Annotated in this window: 18 protein-coding genes and 1 pseudogene; 11 read left to right on the forward strand and 8 right to left on the reverse strand. The window is 69.3% G+C overall.

What is annotated here, in order from left to right:
* Positions 1–251 precede the first annotated feature (251 nt).
* Entirely contained in the window at positions 252–1,292 is a 1,041-nt protein-coding gene (locus BLW84_RS32180) for a sigma-70 family RNA polymerase sigma factor (protein ID WP_245761533.1), read from the reverse strand.
* A gap of 76 nt (positions 1,293–1,368) precedes the next feature.
* On the opposite strand from BLW84_RS32180, the gene BLW84_RS32185 reads away from it, so the two are divergent.
* The 6 genes from BLW84_RS32185 to BLW84_RS32210 all read left to right on the forward strand — a co-directional run bounded on the left by BLW84_RS32185 (position 1,369) and on the right by BLW84_RS32210 (position 6,323).
* Positions 1,369–1,959 carry a DinB family protein gene (locus BLW84_RS32185; RefSeq protein WP_093273147.1) on the forward strand — a complete coding sequence of 197 codons (591 nt, stop codon included), beginning with the start codon at positions 1,369–1,371 and terminating at the stop codon, positions 1,957–1,959.
* A gap of 580 nt (positions 1,960–2,539) precedes the next feature.
* Positions 2,540–4,282, forward strand: a complete 1,743-nt coding sequence (locus tag BLW84_RS32190) for a sensor histidine kinase (RefSeq protein ID WP_093273149.1) — start codon at positions 2,540–2,542, stop codon at positions 4,280–4,282.
* A 44-nt stretch (positions 4,283–4,326) separates the two neighbouring features.
* On the forward strand, positions 4,327–4,764 hold the full coding sequence (locus BLW84_RS32195) for a roadblock/LC7 domain-containing protein (protein WP_093273150.1): 438 nt from the start codon (positions 4,327–4,329) through the stop codon (positions 4,762–4,764).
* A gap of 2 nt (positions 4,765–4,766) precedes the next feature.
* Positions 4,767–5,126: a DUF742 domain-containing protein gene (locus tag BLW84_RS32200; protein ID WP_093273152.1), complete on the forward strand. Its 360-nt coding sequence runs from the start codon at positions 4,767–4,769 to the stop codon at positions 5,124–5,126.
* A complete protein-coding gene (locus BLW84_RS32205) occupies positions 5,107–5,679 on the forward strand; it encodes a GTP-binding protein (protein WP_093273153.1) in 573 nt (190 codons plus the stop codon). The genes BLW84_RS32200 and BLW84_RS32205 overlap by 20 nt, the downstream gene beginning before the upstream one ends.
* Positions 5,680–5,744: 65 nt before the next feature.
* Complete coding sequence (locus BLW84_RS32210) at positions 5,745–6,323, forward strand: GAF domain-containing protein (RefSeq protein WP_177226803.1); 579 nt, start codon at positions 5,745–5,747, stop codon at positions 6,321–6,323.
* An 83-nt stretch (positions 6,324–6,406) separates the two neighbouring features.
* Here BLW84_RS32210 and BLW84_RS32215 read toward each other — a convergent pair whose 3' ends face one another.
* The gene (locus tag BLW84_RS32215) at positions 6,407–8,410 is read right to left on the reverse strand and encodes an acyl-CoA dehydrogenase family protein (RefSeq protein WP_245761534.1); all 2,004 of its coding nucleotides are present in this window, start codon (positions 8,408–8,410) and stop codon (positions 6,407–6,409) included.
* A gap of 408 nt (positions 8,411–8,818) precedes the next feature.
* Between BLW84_RS32215 and BLW84_RS32220 the strand changes: the two genes are divergently transcribed.
* Complete coding sequence (locus BLW84_RS32220) at positions 8,819–9,715, forward strand: LysR family transcriptional regulator (protein WP_093273200.1); 897 nt, start codon at positions 8,819–8,821, stop codon at positions 9,713–9,715.
* A 231-nt stretch (positions 9,716–9,946) separates the two neighbouring features.
* Positions 9,947–10,090: a hypothetical protein gene (locus tag BLW84_RS47860; protein WP_177226798.1), complete on the forward strand. Its 144-nt coding sequence runs from the start codon at positions 9,947–9,949 to the stop codon at positions 10,088–10,090.
* A 94-nt stretch (positions 10,091–10,184) separates the two neighbouring features.
* On the opposite strand, the pseudogene BLW84_RS32225 reads toward BLW84_RS47860, so the two are convergent.
* Both BLW84_RS32225 and BLW84_RS32230 read right to left on the reverse strand, forming a co-directional pair.
* Positions 10,185–10,310 (reverse strand): annotated as a pseudogene (locus tag BLW84_RS32225) (IS200/IS605 family accessory protein TnpB-related protein); the annotation flags it as partial.
* Positions 10,311–10,650: 340 nt separating this feature from the next.
* Positions 10,651–12,060 carry an MFS transporter gene (locus BLW84_RS32230; RefSeq protein ID WP_245761536.1) on the reverse strand — a complete coding sequence of 470 codons (1,410 nt, stop codon included), beginning with the start codon at positions 12,058–12,060 and terminating at the stop codon, positions 10,651–10,653.
* Positions 12,061–12,120: 60 nt separating this feature from the next.
* Here BLW84_RS32230 and BLW84_RS32235 point away from each other — a divergent pair, with 60 nt between their 5' ends.
* Positions 12,121–12,645 carry a winged helix-turn-helix transcriptional regulator gene (locus BLW84_RS32235; protein ID WP_218157557.1) on the forward strand — a complete coding sequence of 175 codons (525 nt, stop codon included), beginning with the start codon at positions 12,121–12,123 and terminating at the stop codon, positions 12,643–12,645.
* A 70-nt stretch (positions 12,646–12,715) separates the two neighbouring features.
* Here the strand turns inward: BLW84_RS32235 and BLW84_RS32240 are convergent, their stop codons facing one another.
* The 4 genes from BLW84_RS32240 to uvrB all read right to left on the reverse strand — a co-directional run bounded on the left by BLW84_RS32240 (position 12,716) and on the right by uvrB (position 16,809).
* Positions 12,716–13,108, reverse strand: a complete 393-nt coding sequence (locus BLW84_RS32240; RefSeq protein WP_093273159.1) for a type II toxin-antitoxin system VapC family toxin — start codon at positions 13,106–13,108, stop codon at positions 12,716–12,718.
* Entirely contained in the window at positions 13,105–13,377 is a 273-nt protein-coding gene (locus BLW84_RS32245) for a type II toxin-antitoxin system VapB family antitoxin (RefSeq protein WP_093273161.1), read from the reverse strand. The genes BLW84_RS32240 and BLW84_RS32245 overlap by 4 nt, the downstream gene beginning before the upstream one ends.
* Before the next feature lie 27 nt (positions 13,378–13,404).
* Complete coding sequence (locus BLW84_RS32250) at positions 13,405–14,526, reverse strand: FAD-dependent oxidoreductase (protein WP_093273162.1); 1,122 nt, start codon at positions 14,524–14,526, stop codon at positions 13,405–13,407.
* Positions 14,527–14,652: 126 nt separating this feature from the next.
* Positions 14,653–16,809 carry an excinuclease ABC subunit UvrB gene (gene uvrB / locus BLW84_RS32255; protein WP_093273164.1) on the reverse strand — a complete coding sequence of 719 codons (2,157 nt, stop codon included), beginning with the start codon at positions 16,807–16,809 and terminating at the stop codon, positions 14,653–14,655.
* A gap of 108 nt (positions 16,810–16,917) precedes the next feature.
* Here uvrB and BLW84_RS32260 point away from each other — a divergent pair, with 108 nt between their 5' ends.
* Positions 16,918–17,349 (forward strand): SPW repeat protein, encoded by a 432-nt coding sequence (locus tag BLW84_RS32260; protein ID WP_093273165.1) that lies wholly within the window; start codon positions 16,918–16,920, stop codon positions 17,347–17,349.
* Positions 17,350–17,443: 94 nt separating this feature from the next.
* Positions 17,444–18,040 carry a ribonuclease FAU-1 family protein gene (locus BLW84_RS32265; protein ID WP_093273166.1) on the forward strand — a complete coding sequence of 199 codons (597 nt, stop codon included), beginning with the start codon at positions 17,444–17,446 and terminating at the stop codon, positions 18,038–18,040.
* The last annotated feature ends 30 nt before the right edge of the window (positions 18,041–18,070 follow it).

The raw sequence follows: 18,070 nt of genomic DNA on the forward strand, positions 1-18,070 counted from the left end.
TGGCGGTGCGGGTCGCGACCCCCCTGCAGGAATTACAGACGCCTTCTCACTGTGGGATCCCCGACTTACGTATGAACCAATACGCGGCATCGGGGACTGGCCTCGCCAAGAACCCCGACGGGGTGGGCACCGTCTGAGAACCCGCGGCGGTGCAAGTTGCGAGAGTGGGCTGAGCGGCTGCGCCGCTTCAAAGAAAAAGATCAAACCACCTGCAAACAGGTGGGGTTGCGCCGGAAGTACTCACGATCCTGTCAGGGCAGCTCGGTGGGCAGGTCGAAGGGCGGGAAGTGGTCGCGGCCGATGAACGACGTGATCTCGGCGATGCGGTCGTCGCGCAGCGTCAGCACGTTGACCGACCAGGCCAGGTGCGCGCCGGCCTCGTCGTCCCAGAGGTAGCAGCCCACCGCGGGCTGGCCGTTGGCGGTGGTCCGGAGATGCCGCCAGGAGCCGCAGACCAGCGGGACGTGCACGGCGAAGTCGGTGACGGCCTCGATGCCGCGGTACCAGTGCCGCATCGGCGGCATGGACCACGTGACGTCCTCGGTCAGCAGCGCGACCAGCGCGTCGGCGTCGCCGTGTTCCAGCGCCGCGGCGAACCCGTCGACGATCTCGTGCAGGCGCGCGTCGTCGATCTCCCGCAGCGCCTGCTGCTGGGTGCGGGCCGGGACCCGCTCCGCGACGACCTTGCGGGCGCGCGCCAGGGCCGAGTTCACCGACGTGGTCGTGGTGTTCATGGTGGCGGCGATCTCGGCAGCGGAGAATCCGAGCACCTCGAAGAGCAGCAGCGCCGCCCGCTGGTTGCCCGGCAGGTGTTGCAGCGCCGCGACGAAGGCGAGTTCGACGGCTTCGCGCTGCTCGTAGCGCGAAGCCGGGCCGGCCGGGCCGTCGCCGAGGCCCGCGTCCGGGTAGGGCCCCAGCCAGGCGACTTCGGTCACCGGAACATCGCCGGTCACGGCGCGGTCGCTGGCCGGGCCGAGGTCGACGGGCAGCGCCCGCTTGCCGCGCGCTTCGATCGCGTCCAGGCAGGTGCGGGTGGCCACGGTGTAGAGCCATGAGCGCAGCGAGCTGCGGCCCTCGAAGCGTGCGAGGCCGCGCCACGCCCGCAGGAGCGCGTCCTGCAACGCGTCGTCGGCGTCGTAGGTGGAGCCGAGCATGCGGTAGCAGTGCGCGTGCAGCTCGCGGCGCAGCGGCTTCACGAGCCGGGTGAACGCGGCGTCGTCACCGCCACGCGCCTGCGCCAGGTCGTCCTCCACCACCGGATCCGAAGTCCGCGCGGAAAAAACTTCGCTCACGATCGACGATTCTGCCGCATCGCGGGAGTCCCTGTGTCGACCTGACATCGACCGCTCGCCCAGGAGGCGATCCACCATGGCCGAGGCCGATCTGAAAGCCGATCTCCACCGGTACCTGCGGGAGGCGCGCGCGGCGCTGCTGTGGAAGCTGGACGGGCTTCCCGAGCGCGACATCCGCCGCCCGCTGACGCCGACCGGCACCAACCTGCTGGGGTTGGTCAAGCACCTGATCACCGTCGAGCTGCTGTACCTGAGCCACGTCTTCGGCGAGCCCTTCGACGAGCCGGTGGCCTGGTTCCGGCCGGACGCCGAGCCCAACGCGGACCTGTGGGCCACCGCCGACGAATCCCGGGAGTACATCGTCGGGTTGTACCGGCGGGCGTGCGAGCACTCGGACGGCACGATCGCGGCGCTGCCGCTGGATGCGGCCGGTCATGTGGAGTGGTTCGCCGAGCCGGACCGGCAGACGACGCTGCACGGGATCCTGCTGCACATGATCGCGGAGACGAACCGGCACGCCGGGCACGCGGACGTCGTGCGGGAGCTGATCGACGGCGCCGTCGGCCTGCACGAGGACGTCCCGATGATGGCCTCCGGCGATCCGGAGTGGTGGGCGGACTACCGGAACCGGCTGGAGCTGATCGCCGCCGGCGCCGCCCCGAGCTGACCGGTTCGGCGGGGCTCGGCCGCGGTCCGCCGAGCCCGCCACGGCGTTCCGCGCCGGCAGCGCCGAACCACTTCGATCCACTGTGGACCGATGAATTGATCGACCCCGCCGGCCCGCCGCGAAAAGGATCAAGGACAATTCGCGGCGGGCCGGTTTCACCGACAGCCGCCGCGCGGAGCTGAGCCGAGCGCCGGATCGTATATACCCGAATGGAGCAGCGAAGCCTCGCCACCTGCGAGGACATCCGCCGCCGCAGCCCGCCCGGACCGGGATCTCCGCAGCTCAGCAGCCACTCGACCGGGCGCCCGGGCAATGCGCGGGGCCGCTCCCGGTGGGCGTCGCGCTCAGTGAGCGGAGTCGCGGATTCCACATCCGGACGGGAAGTTTGGCCACGTCGCGCCGGGTAATCCGCGTCATTCCAATAGGTCGGCCCCCTGCCTATTCAGCTCTCATTAGTGTCGCTAGGATCACCCTCGGTGATAAAGTTGATCAACTAGTGAGCACCAGTAGTCCCAGCGGTGACGCCCCGACCACAGGCACGCGTGCCCGTCGCCGAACATTCCCCGTACCAAGGACGCTGATGTCAGAGTTACCCCCGCCGGCCGCAGGTTCCGAGCAGGCGCCCGGATCGCGGCTCAGCAGCACGGACGACGACCTGCGGAGTCGATTGTTGCGGCTGGTCATGGTGCACCTGGCCGCCATGGCAGTGTTGGGGATCGCCGCCGCTGCCGTGCTCGCCACCAATCCCTCCGACGTGCTCCGCTACTCGGTGCTCGGCGGCGGCCTGGTCGGCTGCGCAGCCATCGCGATCATCGCCTTCAACCGGGTCAACGCCACGGCGGCCGCCGTCGACCGGGAGATCGCCGAATCCTCCCAGCGCGCCAAGCAGAGGATCGAGGAGTCCGCGCAGCACACGCAGCGGTGGATCGAATCCCTGCGCGCCACCGTCGAGCAGGGCAAGAACGAGTTCCCCCGGCTCGTGGAACAGGTTCGCGCGGGCGAGCCGCCCGCGCCGCGGTGGCCCGCCGACGACCCCGCCCCGGGCAGCCACCCCTTCGCGCTGCTCTCCCACGAGATCCGGCAGGCGCAGGCCGCCGCCGAGTTCGCCGTGGTCCGCATGCAGCAGGCTCCCGACGCCACCACCGGCGCCCCCGAGCCCAGCGTCGCGGTGTTCGCCAACATCGCGCGGCGGGTGCAGTCCCTCGCACACCGGGCGATCCAGCGGCTCGACGAGCTGGAGCAGCTGGTGGAGGACCCGGATCTGCTCAAGGGCCTGTTCGCCGTCGACCACCTCGTGACCGGCATGCGCCGGCAGGCGGAAAGCCTCGCCGTGCTCGGCGGCTCGATGCCGCGGCGGCAGTGGAGCCGGCCGGTCCCCATGTACACCGTGCTGCGCTCCTCGGTCGCCGAGGTCGAGCACTACGCCCGTGTCAGGGTGCTGCCGCCGGTCGAAGGCACGCTCCACGGCCACGCCGTGGCCGACGTGATCCACCTGATCGCCGAGCTCGTCGAGAACGCCACCGCCTTCTCGGAACCCGACACCCAGGTCACGGTCAGCACCCAGCGGGTCACCGCCGGGCTGGCCATCGACATCCGGGACCGCGGGCTGGGTATGCGCCGGGCCGACCGGGGCAAGCTGAACGCGCTGCTCGCCGATCCCAGCGGCGTCGACCGCGACGAGCAGCTCAAGGACGGGCGGATCGGCCTGTACGTGGTCGCCCAGCTGGCCCAGCGGCACCACGTCGCCGTCGAGCTCGAGAACAACATGTACGGCGGAATCGACGCCCACGTCGTGGTTCCTCTCGGCCTGCTGGGCGACACCGACGAAGAGCAGCACCAGCCCGCGGTCGTCGAGGGCGCCGCGAGCGCCGCCGAGGCGCCCGAGCCGCAGCCGGTCATCGCCCCGGCTCCCGCGCTGCCCGCCGCACCGAACGGCGAGCGCGGCGGCGCGCACCGTGCCCCCGCAAAGCGGGTACCGGTCCGGCAGTTCGATGCCTCGGTGCCCGCCGCGTCGTCGAACGGGACCGGCCCCGCGTCGTCGAACGGGACCAGCACCGTGCAGTGGTACGGGCGGCACACGGGAGTCGTGCCCGAGGCCGCCGCGGGCGAGGACGCGATCGCCAACCCGCCGGGCAACACCGAACGCCCGCCGCTGCCCAAGCGCGACCGCGCCAAGTCCTACGTGGCGCCCCAGCTCGCCGGTGGCCCCAAGCCCGCCGAGGCTCCGCGCGGTGGACCGACCCCCGGCTTGTGGGCCGCATACCGACATGGCGCCAAAGGCGGCGCCCGCGACAACGACGGTCCGGGTGACCACGGCGCCTGACCCCGCCTCGTCCGCACCGCATTGATCTCAAGGAGACGTTACCCATGGCCAATGACCTGCCCGCTGGCCAGGCGTCGGACCTCGGTTGGCTGCTCGCCGACCTGCTCCGTCGGGTCCCGCACACCCGCTGCGCCCTGCTGGCTTCCACGGATGGGCTCAAGCGGCACTACCACGGCCTCGACGCCGACGAGGCGGACGCCCTCGCGGCGTGGGCCGCCGCACAGTGCTCCCTCGCCCGCAACGGCGGGGCCCGCTTCGGCGCGGGTGACGGGGTCCGCCAGGTCGTGGTGGAGTTCGACGACCTGCTGTTCTTCGTCTCCGCCGCCGGCGTCGGCGCGGTCCTCGTCGTGATCGCCTATCCGGACGCCGACGCCAGCGTCCTCGGCTACGAGATCGCCCAGCTCGTCAAGCGCGTTCCGTCGCACCTGACCACGGCCATGCGCCAGCCCGCCGCCGCGCGGTCGGGCGAGGTGAGCGGCTGATCATGTCGGTTTCGCCGGACAAACCCTGGGTCGACAGCGAAGCGGGGCCGCTGCTGCGCCCGTACTCCCTCACCAACGGCCGGACCAAGCCGACCGCGACCCTGACGCTGCAGTCGATGGTCCGGTCCACCGGCAGGATGGCGCCCGACCGCATCGAGCCCATGCACGCCAAGATGCTGGAGCTGTGCCGGTACGCCACGTCGGTCGCCGAGGTGTCGGCGCACCTGCACCAGCCCGCCGTGGTCACCAAGGTCCTGCTCTCGGACCTCATCGACTGGGGTGCCGTCACCACCCGACTGCCCGACGACCTGCCCGACCTAGGACAACTGGAGGCATTGCTCCATGGTCTCCAACAACTCTGACCTCTTCCCGACCGCGTTCAAGTTCCTCGTCGCGGGCGGGTTCGGCGTCGGGAAGACCACGTTCGTCCGATCGGTCAGCGAGATCGAGCCGCTGACCACCGAGGAAACGCTGACCGTCGCCAGCATCGGCACCGATGACCTGGCCGGGGTCGGCGACAAGAGCACCACCACCGTCGCCATGGACTTCGGGCGCATCACGTTCGCGCCGCAGAACATCGTGCTGTTCCTGTTCGGCACCCCGGGCCAGGAGCGGTTCTGGTTCATGTGGGACGACCTGGTGCACGGCGCGCTCGGCGCCGTCGTGCTCGCCGACACCCGGCGGCTGCAGGACTGCTTCGCCGCGGTCGAGTTCTTTGAACAGCGCGGCGTCGACTTCCTCGTCGCGGTGAACCAGTTCCCCGACGGCTTCCGCTACGGACCCGATGAGGTCCGGGAAGCGTTGGACATCAAGCCCCACGTGCCGGTCGTCCTGTGCGATGCCCGGGATCGGCGCGCCGCGGCGGCGGCCCTGGCGCGCCTCACCGAGCACGTCCTCACCAATCGTCGCCTGTAGCCGAAACGTGCAGGGACGGACGTGACGTTGACAGCACACAACCGCGCACAGGGATGGAGTTCTTCTTGAATACCTACGATCCTCAGGGGACGACCACCTTCGACGACCAGGGCAATCGCATGCTGGAGCCTCAGGAGAGCGACAAGGTCGTGCGGTTGCGGGTGGCTCGACTGCGGGAGCTCGGCCTGCTGGGCCTGCAGCGGGACGAACAGCTTTCCGGCTTCGCGGCGAAGATGACGGAGACGTTTCAAGCTGCCGTCGCGGTGGTCAACATCTTCGACGCCACGAATCAGAATTTCGTCGGCGCCCACATGCAGGCGGGCGGAGATGCTTCAAGCCTCACGGGCATGCCGAAGAACGTTGGTTGGTGCCCGCACACGCTAGCGCGGAAAAAGGCGTTTCCGCTCGGCAATGTCATGGCCTACCCGCGTTTCGCAGGGAACGTCCTCGTCGACGAGATGGGCGCGAAGTCCTATCTCGGGGCGCCGCTGATCGACGACACCGGCACCGCCTTGGGCACGGTCTGCGTGGTGGACATCGTGGAGCGGGACTGGAACATGTCCGACGTAAACGCCATCAAGACGTTCGCCAAAGACGTGGTGCAGGGGATCTACCACCGGCAGGGCGGGATCGCGTTGCCCTGATCGCCGACACCGCGGTGCAGCTCGCGTGGACAGTCCGTGCGAGCCGCACCGCATCCGTGTCGTGCGGTGGGATCACGGTGCCGTCAACGCATGAGCAGCGGATCCACGCAGTGTTCTTCGTCCGGTCTGCGCTGGTCGACGTCGCCGATCGTCTCCTCGTATCCGGCGATGTGGCTGAGTAGCGTCGACACGGACGGAAGCTCCAGCCCCACGTCGCGTCGTGCTTCCGTCAGCCGCTGGCGCAGTTTGTGCTCGCACCACTGGGCGGTGTACGCGTGCATCTCGGAACGGGTCGCCGTCGAACTTGTCAACGCTGCCATGACAGACCAGCACAGCAGGTCTCCAAGCACGTTGTAGAGGATGTGTTGCTCCTGCTCGGTGACGGCGCGGAGGGCGGTGAACGAAGCGGCCTCGTCGACGAGGTCGGTCACCTGCCGGGATGCGGGGAAGGCATGGACGATTTCACCGAAGCCGGCCGGATTGCGGTGGATCATCTTCCCGACGTAGACGGTGATGGCCTCAGTCGCTCCTTCGAAGATCCGGAAGAGACGGTAATCCCGGAAGAACGGCCCGACGATGTTCGTGTCCAGGAAACCTCGCGCTCCCAGCATCTGCAGGCTGCGGTCCACGACCGTGAACATCTCTTCCGATGCGATGATCTTCGCGACGAAGTAAAGCAGTTCCGGCGGCTGCTCCCCCATGTCGAGCTGGAACGTGAGGTGATCGAGCAGCGTCTCCACCGCCTGGGTCGCGGCCACCGCTTCGGTGAGGACCTGCTGAGTTCGGCCGTTGTCCACCAGCAGGCCCGTGGCGACGGTGCGACGCGTGGCGTACCGCGCCGCCACCTCCAGCGATCTTTTCATCGCTCCGACGCTGCCCGCGGCGAGCACGAGCCGCGCGAGCATGAAGGCCGCGTTCGCGGCGGTGATCCCCTCACCTTCGGCGCCGAGCATCCAGTCCGCCGGCACTCGCATGTCCTTGAAGGTCAAGATGTTTTGCGGCACGGCCTTCAGGCCCAAGGTCAGCAGCTCGGGACCGGCGGTGAAGCCCGGGGTGGTGGTGTCGACGACGAAGCCGGCGTATCCCAGTTGCTCGCCGTGCTCGTCGCAGAGCCGGGTGAAGACGTTCAGGTAGTGGGAAGCGGCGCCGAGGCTGATCCACCGCTTCGTGCCGTTGATCGTGTAGCTGCCATCCCGGTTCCTGGTCGCGCAGGTGGTCATGGCACGCAGGTTCGAGCCCATGCCCGGCTCGCTGGCCGCGCTCGTGGTCAGGCTCTTTCCCTGGGCCAGCAACGGAAGGACGTCGGCTTTGACTCGGTCAGACGCGTGCTGCATGATCGGCGGGATGCCGACCGCGTTCTGCACGGCGGTCATGACGAACAGGTTGCAGTCGATGGCTGCGAGTTGTTCCATGATCCGGAACGTGTCCCGGTAGCTCAGTTCCTGTCCCTGGTACCGGCGTGGAACCTGAAGCCCCAGCAGCCCGGCGTCGGCGAACTCGGGCACTACGCCGAGGTCGATGGATCGACGCTCGTCCATTCTCCGCGAGTCGAGTCGTTCCCGCGCGTACCAGCGGAGGAACTCCAGTATTTCCACGGCTTTGCCGGACGGCATTGCGGTTTCGGCAGGGAGGTTCCAATGCAGTTCTTCATTGGACGTCCTGTCGAAAGCGCGCTGGTTCAGGTCTGATGTCACTGCTCCTCCGGTGGACTTGGTGTGACCTCGTCGGAAGGTGTACGTGGCGGTGTGGTGCCGGGAATCGATCCCGCCCTCGCGGTACCTCCGCCGGAACTCCGGCATGTCCGACACGGCACCCCGGGCGACGTGCTCTTGCCGGTCGAGTCCATACGTCCCTCCTATGTGGACCGCTCGGCGGTGATCGTTGCGACGCCATGACGGGAGATGGTCGGTTCCGGGATTCCGACGCCTGCCGGGGGCGGGTCTTCGGGGCGCGAAAAATACCCCGCAGGAAGCGATTCCACGCAGGCGAGTTGCGAAGAGTCTTACAGCGTAAAGGCGACTCCTCGGCCGATGGCCGCTCGGTTCGCGAACGCCGGCCGCCGGTCGACGCGGCACGACGGGGGCCACGACGCCCAGCCGGCGAGCGGAAATGTCGGGGTCGGCCCGCGATGCGCACCGACCGCCGGCAGCAGCGCCACCCGGAGCTGCGGAGAGGCATGCCCGCACCCGTCGGGAGCACCGACGCGAAGCGGCAGGACGGCGCCCATGCACATCTCCGATCCAAAGTGGCCCACTGCACCCATTCAACTACGAACAGTGAGATTAACCTAGCTTGCTTTACTTCTTACGTGTACCACCTTTACGGTGACATAATCGGCAACCTGCCCGAATTTCGTTACATAGCGCAGTATTTTCGAGTTCACACCGGGTTGGGACATCAACTTGGCCCACCCGATGATCATCCGTGAGACAATCATCACCCCCCATCCGGCGGACGCGTTCGCGCGCCCGGACAGCGGGGTAATCTGCTGCTCGATGGAGATGTTCCACCTGCGCTACTTCGTGGCGGTCGCGGAGAACCTGTCCTTCTCCAAGGCCGCCCGGCAGCTGCACATGGCGACCTCGCCGCTGAGCCAGCGAGTGCGGGACCTCGAACGCGACCTCGGCTCGGTGCTGTTCGAGCGGGACTCGCACCACGTGCAGCTGACCGATGCCGGCGCGACGCTGCTGCCGATCGCCAAGGACGTGCTCGGCCGCTTCGACGACATCCCGCGGCGGCTGCGCGAGGCGATCAGCCCGCAGCGCGCCGTCGTCTACATCGGCATCCCGCCCGGCCTGCACTCGTCGATGCGGCAGCGGCTCAGGTCGTTCGAGGACCGGTGCGCCGCCGAATGCGACATCAAGCGCTGGCCGAGCGGCAGCGACGACCTGCTCGCCGGGGTGCAGCGCGGCGAGCTCGCGATGGCGCTGGTGCACCTGCCGGTGCACGCCGAGGGCATCGAGGTGTTCGAGCTGATGCGCGAGCCGCTCGGGGCGGTGCTGCCGGCGGCGGAGTTCGGCGCCCGCAGCTCGGTCTCGCTCGCCGAGCTGGTCGACTACACCTACGTCAGCCCGGCGCCGCGGATGCTGCCGGCCTACTACGGGGAACTGCTGGTGCGGTTGGAGGCGGCGGGAATCCACCGGCGGATCACGCTCGACACCGGCGATTACGGCAGCACCAGCGAATTGGTGGCGAACGGATCGGCATTCTCCATTTCGACGCTGGATCCGGAAAGCGGGATGCACAAGCACCGCAGCGAGAACACGGTTGTGCTCCCGTTCGAGGATTTCGACCCGAGCTTGGCGACCGGTCTGATCTGGCGTCGCGACCGCGCCGAGAGCCAGCCCGGCCTCCGTCGGCTGATCGACGAGGCCATGCGTGCCCTGCGCTGATCATCCGCCGGGCGCGCATTTTCCCGAGAAATGCGCATTCGCCGGGCAAACGTCGATTTCTCGCGAAATTGCGCCCCCGCGGGGCGAACGATTGACGTGACCGCTGCGGTCACGCCATTGTTCGCACATCGGTGCCGCTGATCAATTGAACCGCCGCCCCGGCCGGACCTAGCATTATTAGCAAAGCTAGCAAAATCCGGGACGGCTCCCCTTTTCCCACCTGGAACGGCGATGATGACCAATTCCGCACCGAGCGCCGAAGGCAGGTCCGGCCCGCTGGCCGGCGTCCGCGTGATCGACATGGCCACCGTGGTGATGGGCCCGTACGCCGCGCAGATCCTCGAGGCAGCTACCGCGTGGTCGGGGTGCCGATGAGCTTCTCCGCGACGCCGGGCTCGATCCGCAGGCATGCCCCGCTGCCCGGCCAGCACACCGATGAGGTCCTCGCCGAACTCGACGCGCGGAGGCTCTAGCACTGAGCTTTGTACTCCAACATCGAGCGAAACTCCGACCACGACGCGTCGGAGATCGCCCGCGCCAGCGTTTTGTTCTTGAGCATGTTGCGGACAGTCAGATCCTCGATCACGACCACTTGGTTCTCGCGGACGAGTCGAGTCGTCTAAACGGGTTGCCAGAGAATCTGAAAATCGGGACGTCACAAGCAAACTCGGAATCTGCCCTACCCGGCCAAGAAGGCGAGCCGGCCGGAGCTGACCCCGCAAGCATCGCCGACCATAACGAAGCCGCCTACGGAGCCAAGCAGAACGCGCTCAGCGCCGCACTCCAGAACATCGAGCACAACTGATTTAAGGATCACCGCAATGCTCAGCGACCACCGCACCGGGTCGGCGTCGCGGATGGGGCGCTGGATCCGGCCGACAAGCCGATCGGTGCCACAGCAATGCGGCTCGCCGGGTGGCCGCGGTCGAATGCGCTCATCCCCGCTCGCGCCCGAACCGGACCAGCGCCAGCACGGCGGCGGCGCCGACGAGGGAGACGACACCGGTGAGGACGGCGACGTGGTTCCAGCCGGACAGCCGGGCGGCGATGTCGTCGTGCGGGGCGGCGGCGAGGACACCGACGACGGTGACCCCGATCGAGGCGCCGACGTAACGGGTGGTGTTGTTCATCCCGACCCCCACCGCGGCCCGGTCGGGCGGAACGGTCGCCGTGGCCTGCCGTCCCAGACCCGCGTTGAGCACCCCGGTGGCGACGCCCGCCACGAGAAGACCGGGAATCAGCCGCCCGGCGGTCGAATCCGCGCCGAGCCCGGTGAGCATCAGCAGGCCGACACCCGTGGCCGCGAGCCCGATGGCCAACTGCGCCGTGCCGGTCAGCCGCGCGACGAGCCGGCGGCTGAGCACGGCCGAGACGGCGCTGGTGCCGGACCACAGCCCGAGCAGGGCACCGGCCTCCAGAGTGCTCATCCCCATGCTGGTGACGAGGAAGGTGCAGGCGAACGACATCAGTGCGATCACGCCGGCGCCGGTGACCGCGGCCGCCATCGTGGCCGCCGCGAAATCACCCCGGCGGAACAGTGCGAACTCCACCATCGGCGATCGGCTCCGGAGCTGGCTGATGGCGAAAGCCGCCAACGCGACCGCCGCACCACCGGCGCAGAGCAGCGCGGGCCGGACTCCTCCTTGGCGCACTTCGACCAGCGCGACCAGCAGCAGCCCCAGCCCGCCGGTCATCAGCGCGGCGCCGAGCAGATCCAGGCGACGGCCCGGAATCACCGCCGTCTCGGGGAAGCACCACCGCGAGGCGATGGCGATGCTCACGCCGACCGCCGCGAGCAGCCAGTACGGCGCGCTCCACAGGCCCGCGAGGTCGAACAAGCCGGTCATCAGCGGGCCGAGCGCGATGCCGAGGCCCATGCTCGCGCCCCACCAGCTGGCCGACGCGGAGCGGGCGCGGGCGTCGCTGTTCACCGCGGCCACGAGCCCCAACCCGGTAGCGATGACACCGGCCGCGCCAACGCCTTCGACGAGCCGTCCGATGACGAATTGCGCCGCCGTGGCCGAGGTGGCGCACACCGCGGAGCCGACCGCGAAAACGTATGCGCCGAGCTCGAAGATCCTGCGGCGGCCGGACTGGTCGGCCAGCGCGCCCGCGGTCAGCAGGCTCACCGCGAGGCCGGTGCTCATCGAGCTCAGGATCCACATGGTGGTTCCCGGTCCGGCGGCCAGCGCGGCGGTGAGCGTCGCCGCGTTCCCCAGCGGGCCCGAGTAGGCCAGCATCGCCCCGAACGTGCTCAGCGACGTCAGCGCGAGCGCCGCCGCGAACGACCTGCGCGCAACTCCGGCGCGCCGGGTCGCGGCATCGCCAAGACTCAGTCTGTTCACCAGACCATGGTCGCACGGAGATGGTCCAGTGAACAGACCGACCCGCGGTACAATCGCGTCGTGGCACTCGGAACGGGATACGACCAGCAGGGCTGCTTCCTCGCCCGCGCGCTGGAAGTGGTCGGAGAGCGCTGGACCCTCCTGATCCTGCGCGACTGCTTCTACGGCGTGCGCCGCTTCACCGACCTGCGCGAGCACCTCGACATCTCCCGAGCGGTGCTCACCGACCGGCTCGACACCCTGGTCGAGGCGGGCGTGCTGACCCGGGAGGAATCGGGCGGACACCCGGAGTACCTGCTCACCGAGGCCGGCCGGGCGCTGTGGCCGGCGATCTTCGCGTTGTCCAAGTGGGGCGAGCGGTACACCAGCGGACCGCACCCCGCCCGGATCTTCAGCCACGCGGCATGCGACGCCGACATCGACGAGTCCGGACGATGCCCCGCGTGCGGCGAGAACCCGGGCCCCGACGACCTCGTCGTCCGCCCCGGTCCCGGAACCAACGAGATGAGCCGCAGCGACCGCGTCGCCCGCGCCCTGCAGAACCCCCACCGGATGCTGACCCCGATCGGCACCGCAACCGACTGATCGGCACCGGAGCCCACCAGAATCCATCCACGGTGGACACGGCTGTCAGCCCGGGTCCGGCACGGACGGATCAGACGGCCGCCAGAACGACGTCGGTCCGCGGGAAGTCATCTCCGACGCAGAGCAGCGGCCGCCCGGTCACGCAGGCGACCGCGTAGGTCAGGCAATCGCCGAAGTTCAGCCCCGCCGGGTGCCGCCCCTTCCCGAATCGTTCGTAGGCCTCGACCGCGATCTTCCAGTGCTGCGCGCCGCAGTCGACTACCTCGACACCCGCCTCCTCGAAGAAGCGGGCGAGCAAGGTCCGTCCGACCACGCCGAGCCGAGCGGCGAGGACGATCCCGGTTTCGGCGGCGGTCGGCCCGCCGACGCCCACCTCGTCCGCCCGCGCGAGCGACTTGAGCAGGCGATCGTGACCGTCCTCCTTGAGGAGGATGGCCACGATCGCAGAGCTGTCGAGGATCACACGCCCTCCGGCCCGTAGCCGAGAATCGCTTCGCGTTCGGCCCGGGTGACCGGCCGCCCCAGCTCGGAATGCGGGACCTGCGGCCACGCCTCGTGCTCCAGGAACCTCGTCAGCCGGGCCTCGCGGTCGGCCCGACGAGCCTGCTGCAGGAGCCGTTCGAGGCGTTCCTCCAGCGATTGCCGAATCGCACCCGTCTTCGTCTCGCCCGCCAGCTCGGCGACCTGGGCGGCCAGCTCCTCGGTCCGCCCATCCTTGATGTTGAGCGCCATGGCACCATGGTACCAATCGAGGCACCTTTACACCATTCGCGGCAGTTCGGTGTTCCAGTCCAGCCACTCCGCCGGGTCGCCGTCGGGCGGGGCGTCGGCGTGGCGCAGGCCCAGCCGTTCGACCTCTTCGGGGCGTTCCGCGTGGTCAGGGGCGAGCGCTGCGCTCAGCTGCGCACTGCGGGCGGTGTTGCGCTCAACCCTCGGCCTGCGGAGCCGCTCGTAGCCGTCCAGGCTGCCGTGGTCGCGCAGGGCCTTGGCCAGGACCACGGCGTCCTCGACCGCCATCGACGCGCCCTGGCCGGTCGCCGGGGATGCCGCGTGCGCCGCGTCGCCGATGAGCAGCATGCCGCCGTTGCGCCAGCGCGGCGTCGGCACGAGGTCGTGGGCGTTGGTGGCGAGGACGGTGCCGGTGGCCGCGACGATGTCCGCCGCCGGGGTCGCGTCCGGGCGAAGCGCCGCGAGCAACCGGTCCCGCATGGCCTCGGCGCTTTCCCCGTCGTCCAGCGGCGGCGCCGACAGCCGGCTGAACCAGTACGTCCGCCCTTCCGGCGAGACCGCGTAGCCGAACGCGCTGCGGCTGCCCCGGATCATCTCGATGCGCGCCGGCTCGTGCGGCGGCGCGGCGCGGTCGGCGTAGCCGTAGAACACCTGCTGGCCCACGTAGCGCTTCGGCACGGGGTCGACGAAGGGGCGCACCGCCGAGTTCAGCCCGTCGGCGCCGAGGAGCAGGTCTCCCGCGACCTCCCGGCCGTCGGCGAAGCGCGCCACCACCCGGTCGCCGTCCTGCTCGGCGCCGACGAACCGCGCGCCGTACTCCACGGGCAGGCCACAGCGGTGGGCCTCTGCCCGCAGCGCCTCGCACAGCTCGGCGCGGCGCAGGCAGCGGAACTCACCATCCAATGTGGACACCGCGACCTCGGCGCCGTCGCTGCCGGTGAGCCGCAGCGAGGTCAGCGGGAAACCCGCCGCCGGCACGACGCCGATCTGGCGCAGCGCCAGCAAACCGTTGGCCGCCACCGTCAGGAACGCCCCGATGTCCGCGCCGCTGTACGGGTGCGCCTCGTGCACGCTCACGCCGAACCCGGCCCTGGCCAGCGCCAGCGCGGCCGACGTGCCCGCGATCCCACTCCCGACGACGACCACGTGCATGGCGACTCCCCAGCTGCCGGCCCGGCATTTGCGCGCTCACGATCACCGTAGTCCAGCTCGCAAGACCGCCGTCGAACCAGCGGGTCGGCAGGGTGTGTCCATCGTGGACTCCCCGCCGAGGCGCCGTCACTCGATGCCGGCGGCGTCCATGCCCCGGATCTCCTTCTTCAGGTCGTGGATCTCGTCGCGCAGCCGCGCCGCCAGCTCGAACTGCAGCTCGCGGGCCGCGTTCATCATCTGGTCGTTGAGCTGCTGCACCAGGTCCGCCAGCTCCGCGCGCGGCATCGACTTGATGTCGCGGTCGTCCAGCAGCCCGGGGCTGGCCACGGACTCCCCGGTCGGCTTCTTGCCGCGCGAGACGTTGCGGCCAGAACCGCCGACGGCCACCGACTCCTCGGTGTCCTCCGACTCGGAGTACACCCGGTCCAGGATGTCGGCGATCTTCTTGCGCAGCGGCTGCGGGTCGATACCGCGCTCTTCGTTGTAGGCCACCTGCTTGGCGCGGCGCCGGTTCGTCTCGTCGATGGCGTGCCGCATCGAGTCGGTGATCCGGTCCGCGTACATGTGCACCTGGCCCGACACGTTCCGGGCCGCGCGGCCGATCGTCTGCACCAGGCTGGTGCCGGAACGCAGGAAGCCCTCCTTGTCGGCATCCAGGATGGACACCAGCGAGACCTCCGGCAGGTCCAGGCCCTCGCGCAGCAGGTTGATGCCGATCAGCACGTCGTACTCGCCCAGGCGCAGCTGCCGCAGCAGCTCGACCCGCCGCAGCGTGTCCACCTCGGAGTGCAGGTACCGCACCCGGATGCCCAGTTCGAGCAGGTAGTCGGTGAGGTCCTCGGCCATCTTCTTGGTCAGCGTGGTGACCAGCACCCGCTCGTCGCGCTCGGCGCGCTCCCGGATCTCGTGCACCAGGTCGTCGATCTGGCCCTCGGTGGGCTTGACGATCACCTCGGGGTCGATCAGCCCGGTCGGGCGGATCACCTGCTCCACGAACTCGCCGCCGGCCTGCGCCATCTCGTACGGGCCCGGCGTCGCCGACAGGTACATCGTCTGACCGATCCGGTCGGAGAACTCCTCGAAGGTCAGCGGCCGGTTGTCCAGCGCGCTGGGCAGCCGGAAGCCGTGCTCGACCAGGGTCCGCTTGCGGGACGCGTCGCCCTCGTACATGCCGCCGATCTGCGGCACCGTGTAGTGCGACTCGTCGATGACCAGCAGGAAGTCGTCCGGGAAGTAGTCGATCAGCGTCGCGGGCGCCGTCCCGGCGGGGCGGTCGTCGATGTGCCGGGAGTAGTTCTCGATACCAGAGCAGAACCCGACCTGGCGCATCATCTCGATGTCGTACTGGGTGCGCATCCGCAGCCGCTGCGCCTCCAGCAGCTTGTTCTGCTTCTCCAGCAGGCCCAGCTGCTCCTCCAGCTCGGCCTCGATGCCGCGGATGGCCTTCTCCATCCGGTCCGGGCCGGCCACGTAGTGCGTCGCCGGGAAGATCCGCAGGTCGCGCACCTCGCGCACGACTTCGCCGGTCAGCGGGTGCAGGTAGTGCAGCCGGTCGATCTCGTCGCCGAAGAACTCCACGCGCACCGCGAGCTCCTCGTAGGCCGGGATGATCTCCACGGTGTCGCCGCGCACCCGGAACGTGCCACGGGCGAACGCGATGTCGTTGCGGGTGTACTGGACGTCCACCAGCGCGCGAAGGAACACGTCGCGGTCGATCTCGCCGCCGACCGCCAGCGGGATGGCCCGGTCCAGGTACGACTGCGGGGTGCCCAGGCCGTAGATGCAGGACACCGAGGAGACGACCACGCAGTCGCGGCGGCTGAGCAGGTTCGACGTGGCGGAGTGGCGCAGCCGCTCGACGTCCTCGTTGATCGACGAGTCCTTCTCGATGTAGGTGTCGGTCTGCGGGACGTAGGCCTCGGGCTGGTAGTAGTCGTAGTAGCTGACGAAGTACTCGACGGCGTTGTCCGGGAAGAAGCCGCGCAGCTCGTTGGCCATCTGGGCGGCCAGCGTCTTGTTCGGCTCCAGCACCAGGGTGGGCCGCTGGATGCGCTCGATCAGCCAGGCCGTGGTCGCCGACTTGCCCGTACCGGTGGCCCCGAGCAGCACGACGTCCTTCTCACCGGAGTTGATCCGGCGCTCCAGGTCGGCGATCGCCTGCGGCTGGTCGCCGGCGGGCTGGTAGTCGCTGACCATGCGGAACCGGCCGTCGGCCCGCGGGATGTCGCTGACCGGCCGGAACTCGGAGTGGGCCAGTACGGGGTACTCAGTCGCGAATGCCACGACAACCAATGTACGAGCCCACCCCGACATCGTGTCGCGTCACGGGGTGCTCAAACGGCCACCAGGGCAGATAATGGGTTACGTCACCCCAGTGCAGGAGGTGGTGTGATGTCGAGCAGCGCACCGATCGCTGGGCATCCGGATCTCACCGAGATGCGCCTGCGCTACGAGCGGGCATCCGAAACTCCGACCGCTCAGGTGGCGGACGGCTTCACCGTGCTCGGTGGCCTGTTCGTCGCATTGTCGCCGTGGATCACCGGCTTTCACGCAATGACGACGTCGTTGACGCTGAACAACCTGGTCACCGGTCTGACCGCGACCGTTCTAGGGCTCTCGTTCGCGGCCGCCTACCACCGCACGCACGGCATCGCCTGGACCGTACCGGTGCTGGGTGTGTGGACGATCGTGGCCGTATTCGTCATGAGCGGCACCGCCGTCACGACCAGCACCGTGTTGTGCAACGTGATCGGCGGAGCGGTCCTGATCCTCGCGGGTCTCGGCACGATGGCTCCGGCCTACGCCACCCGCGCGACGACCTGACCTCGACCGATCGGAGGTGACGGAAAACAAGTGGTGAAGGAATAGCGGGCGCGACGACCTTCGGACGTCGCGCCCGCCCGCATACAGTGGCAGGGTGACCACGCAGCGCGAGATCGCCGAACAGCTCGGCCTGCCCGTCCACCCGCCGAAGGTCGAGGTCTTCGACCTCGTGGCGAACACCAACACCGACCCCAAGGGCCACGTGCGCACCGTGACGCACTACGCGCGCGAGCCCTTCGGGCTCTACCTGGCCCGCCCGATGCCCGGGCATCCGCGCATCGCCGCCTTCGAATCCTGGCTGCTGCCCAGGCTGGGGTTGCGCGTGACCCGCTGGTACTGGCACCCCGGGCACGAGGACGACGTGGACTTCTACCTCGACGTGGCGGACGTCGAGCCGGGCGAACGGCAGTGGCGGACCGTCGACCACTACCTCGACATCGTGGTGCGGGACGGGCGCGCGGCGGAACTGCTGGACGTCGACGAATTCGTGATCGCGGTGCGCGCGGAACTGCTCGATCCGGAAACCGCGGAACGCGCGATGCGACGCGCCTGCGCCGCCGTCGACGGCCTCGCGAGGCACGGGTACGACCTGCCGAAGTGGTTGCGCGCCAACGGGATCGAGCTGTCGTGGCGAGGGCAACCCGTCCAAGATCCCGTGCCGGACCAGCGGACGCTACCGCCATCCCGGTGATGATCGCACCACGCACCGAATCGATATTCG

The sequence above is a fragment of the Saccharopolyspora shandongensis genome, assembly GCF_900106995.1.
GTDB classification, from domain to species: Bacteria; Actinomycetota; Actinomycetes; order Mycobacteriales; family Pseudonocardiaceae; genus Saccharopolyspora; species Saccharopolyspora shandongensis.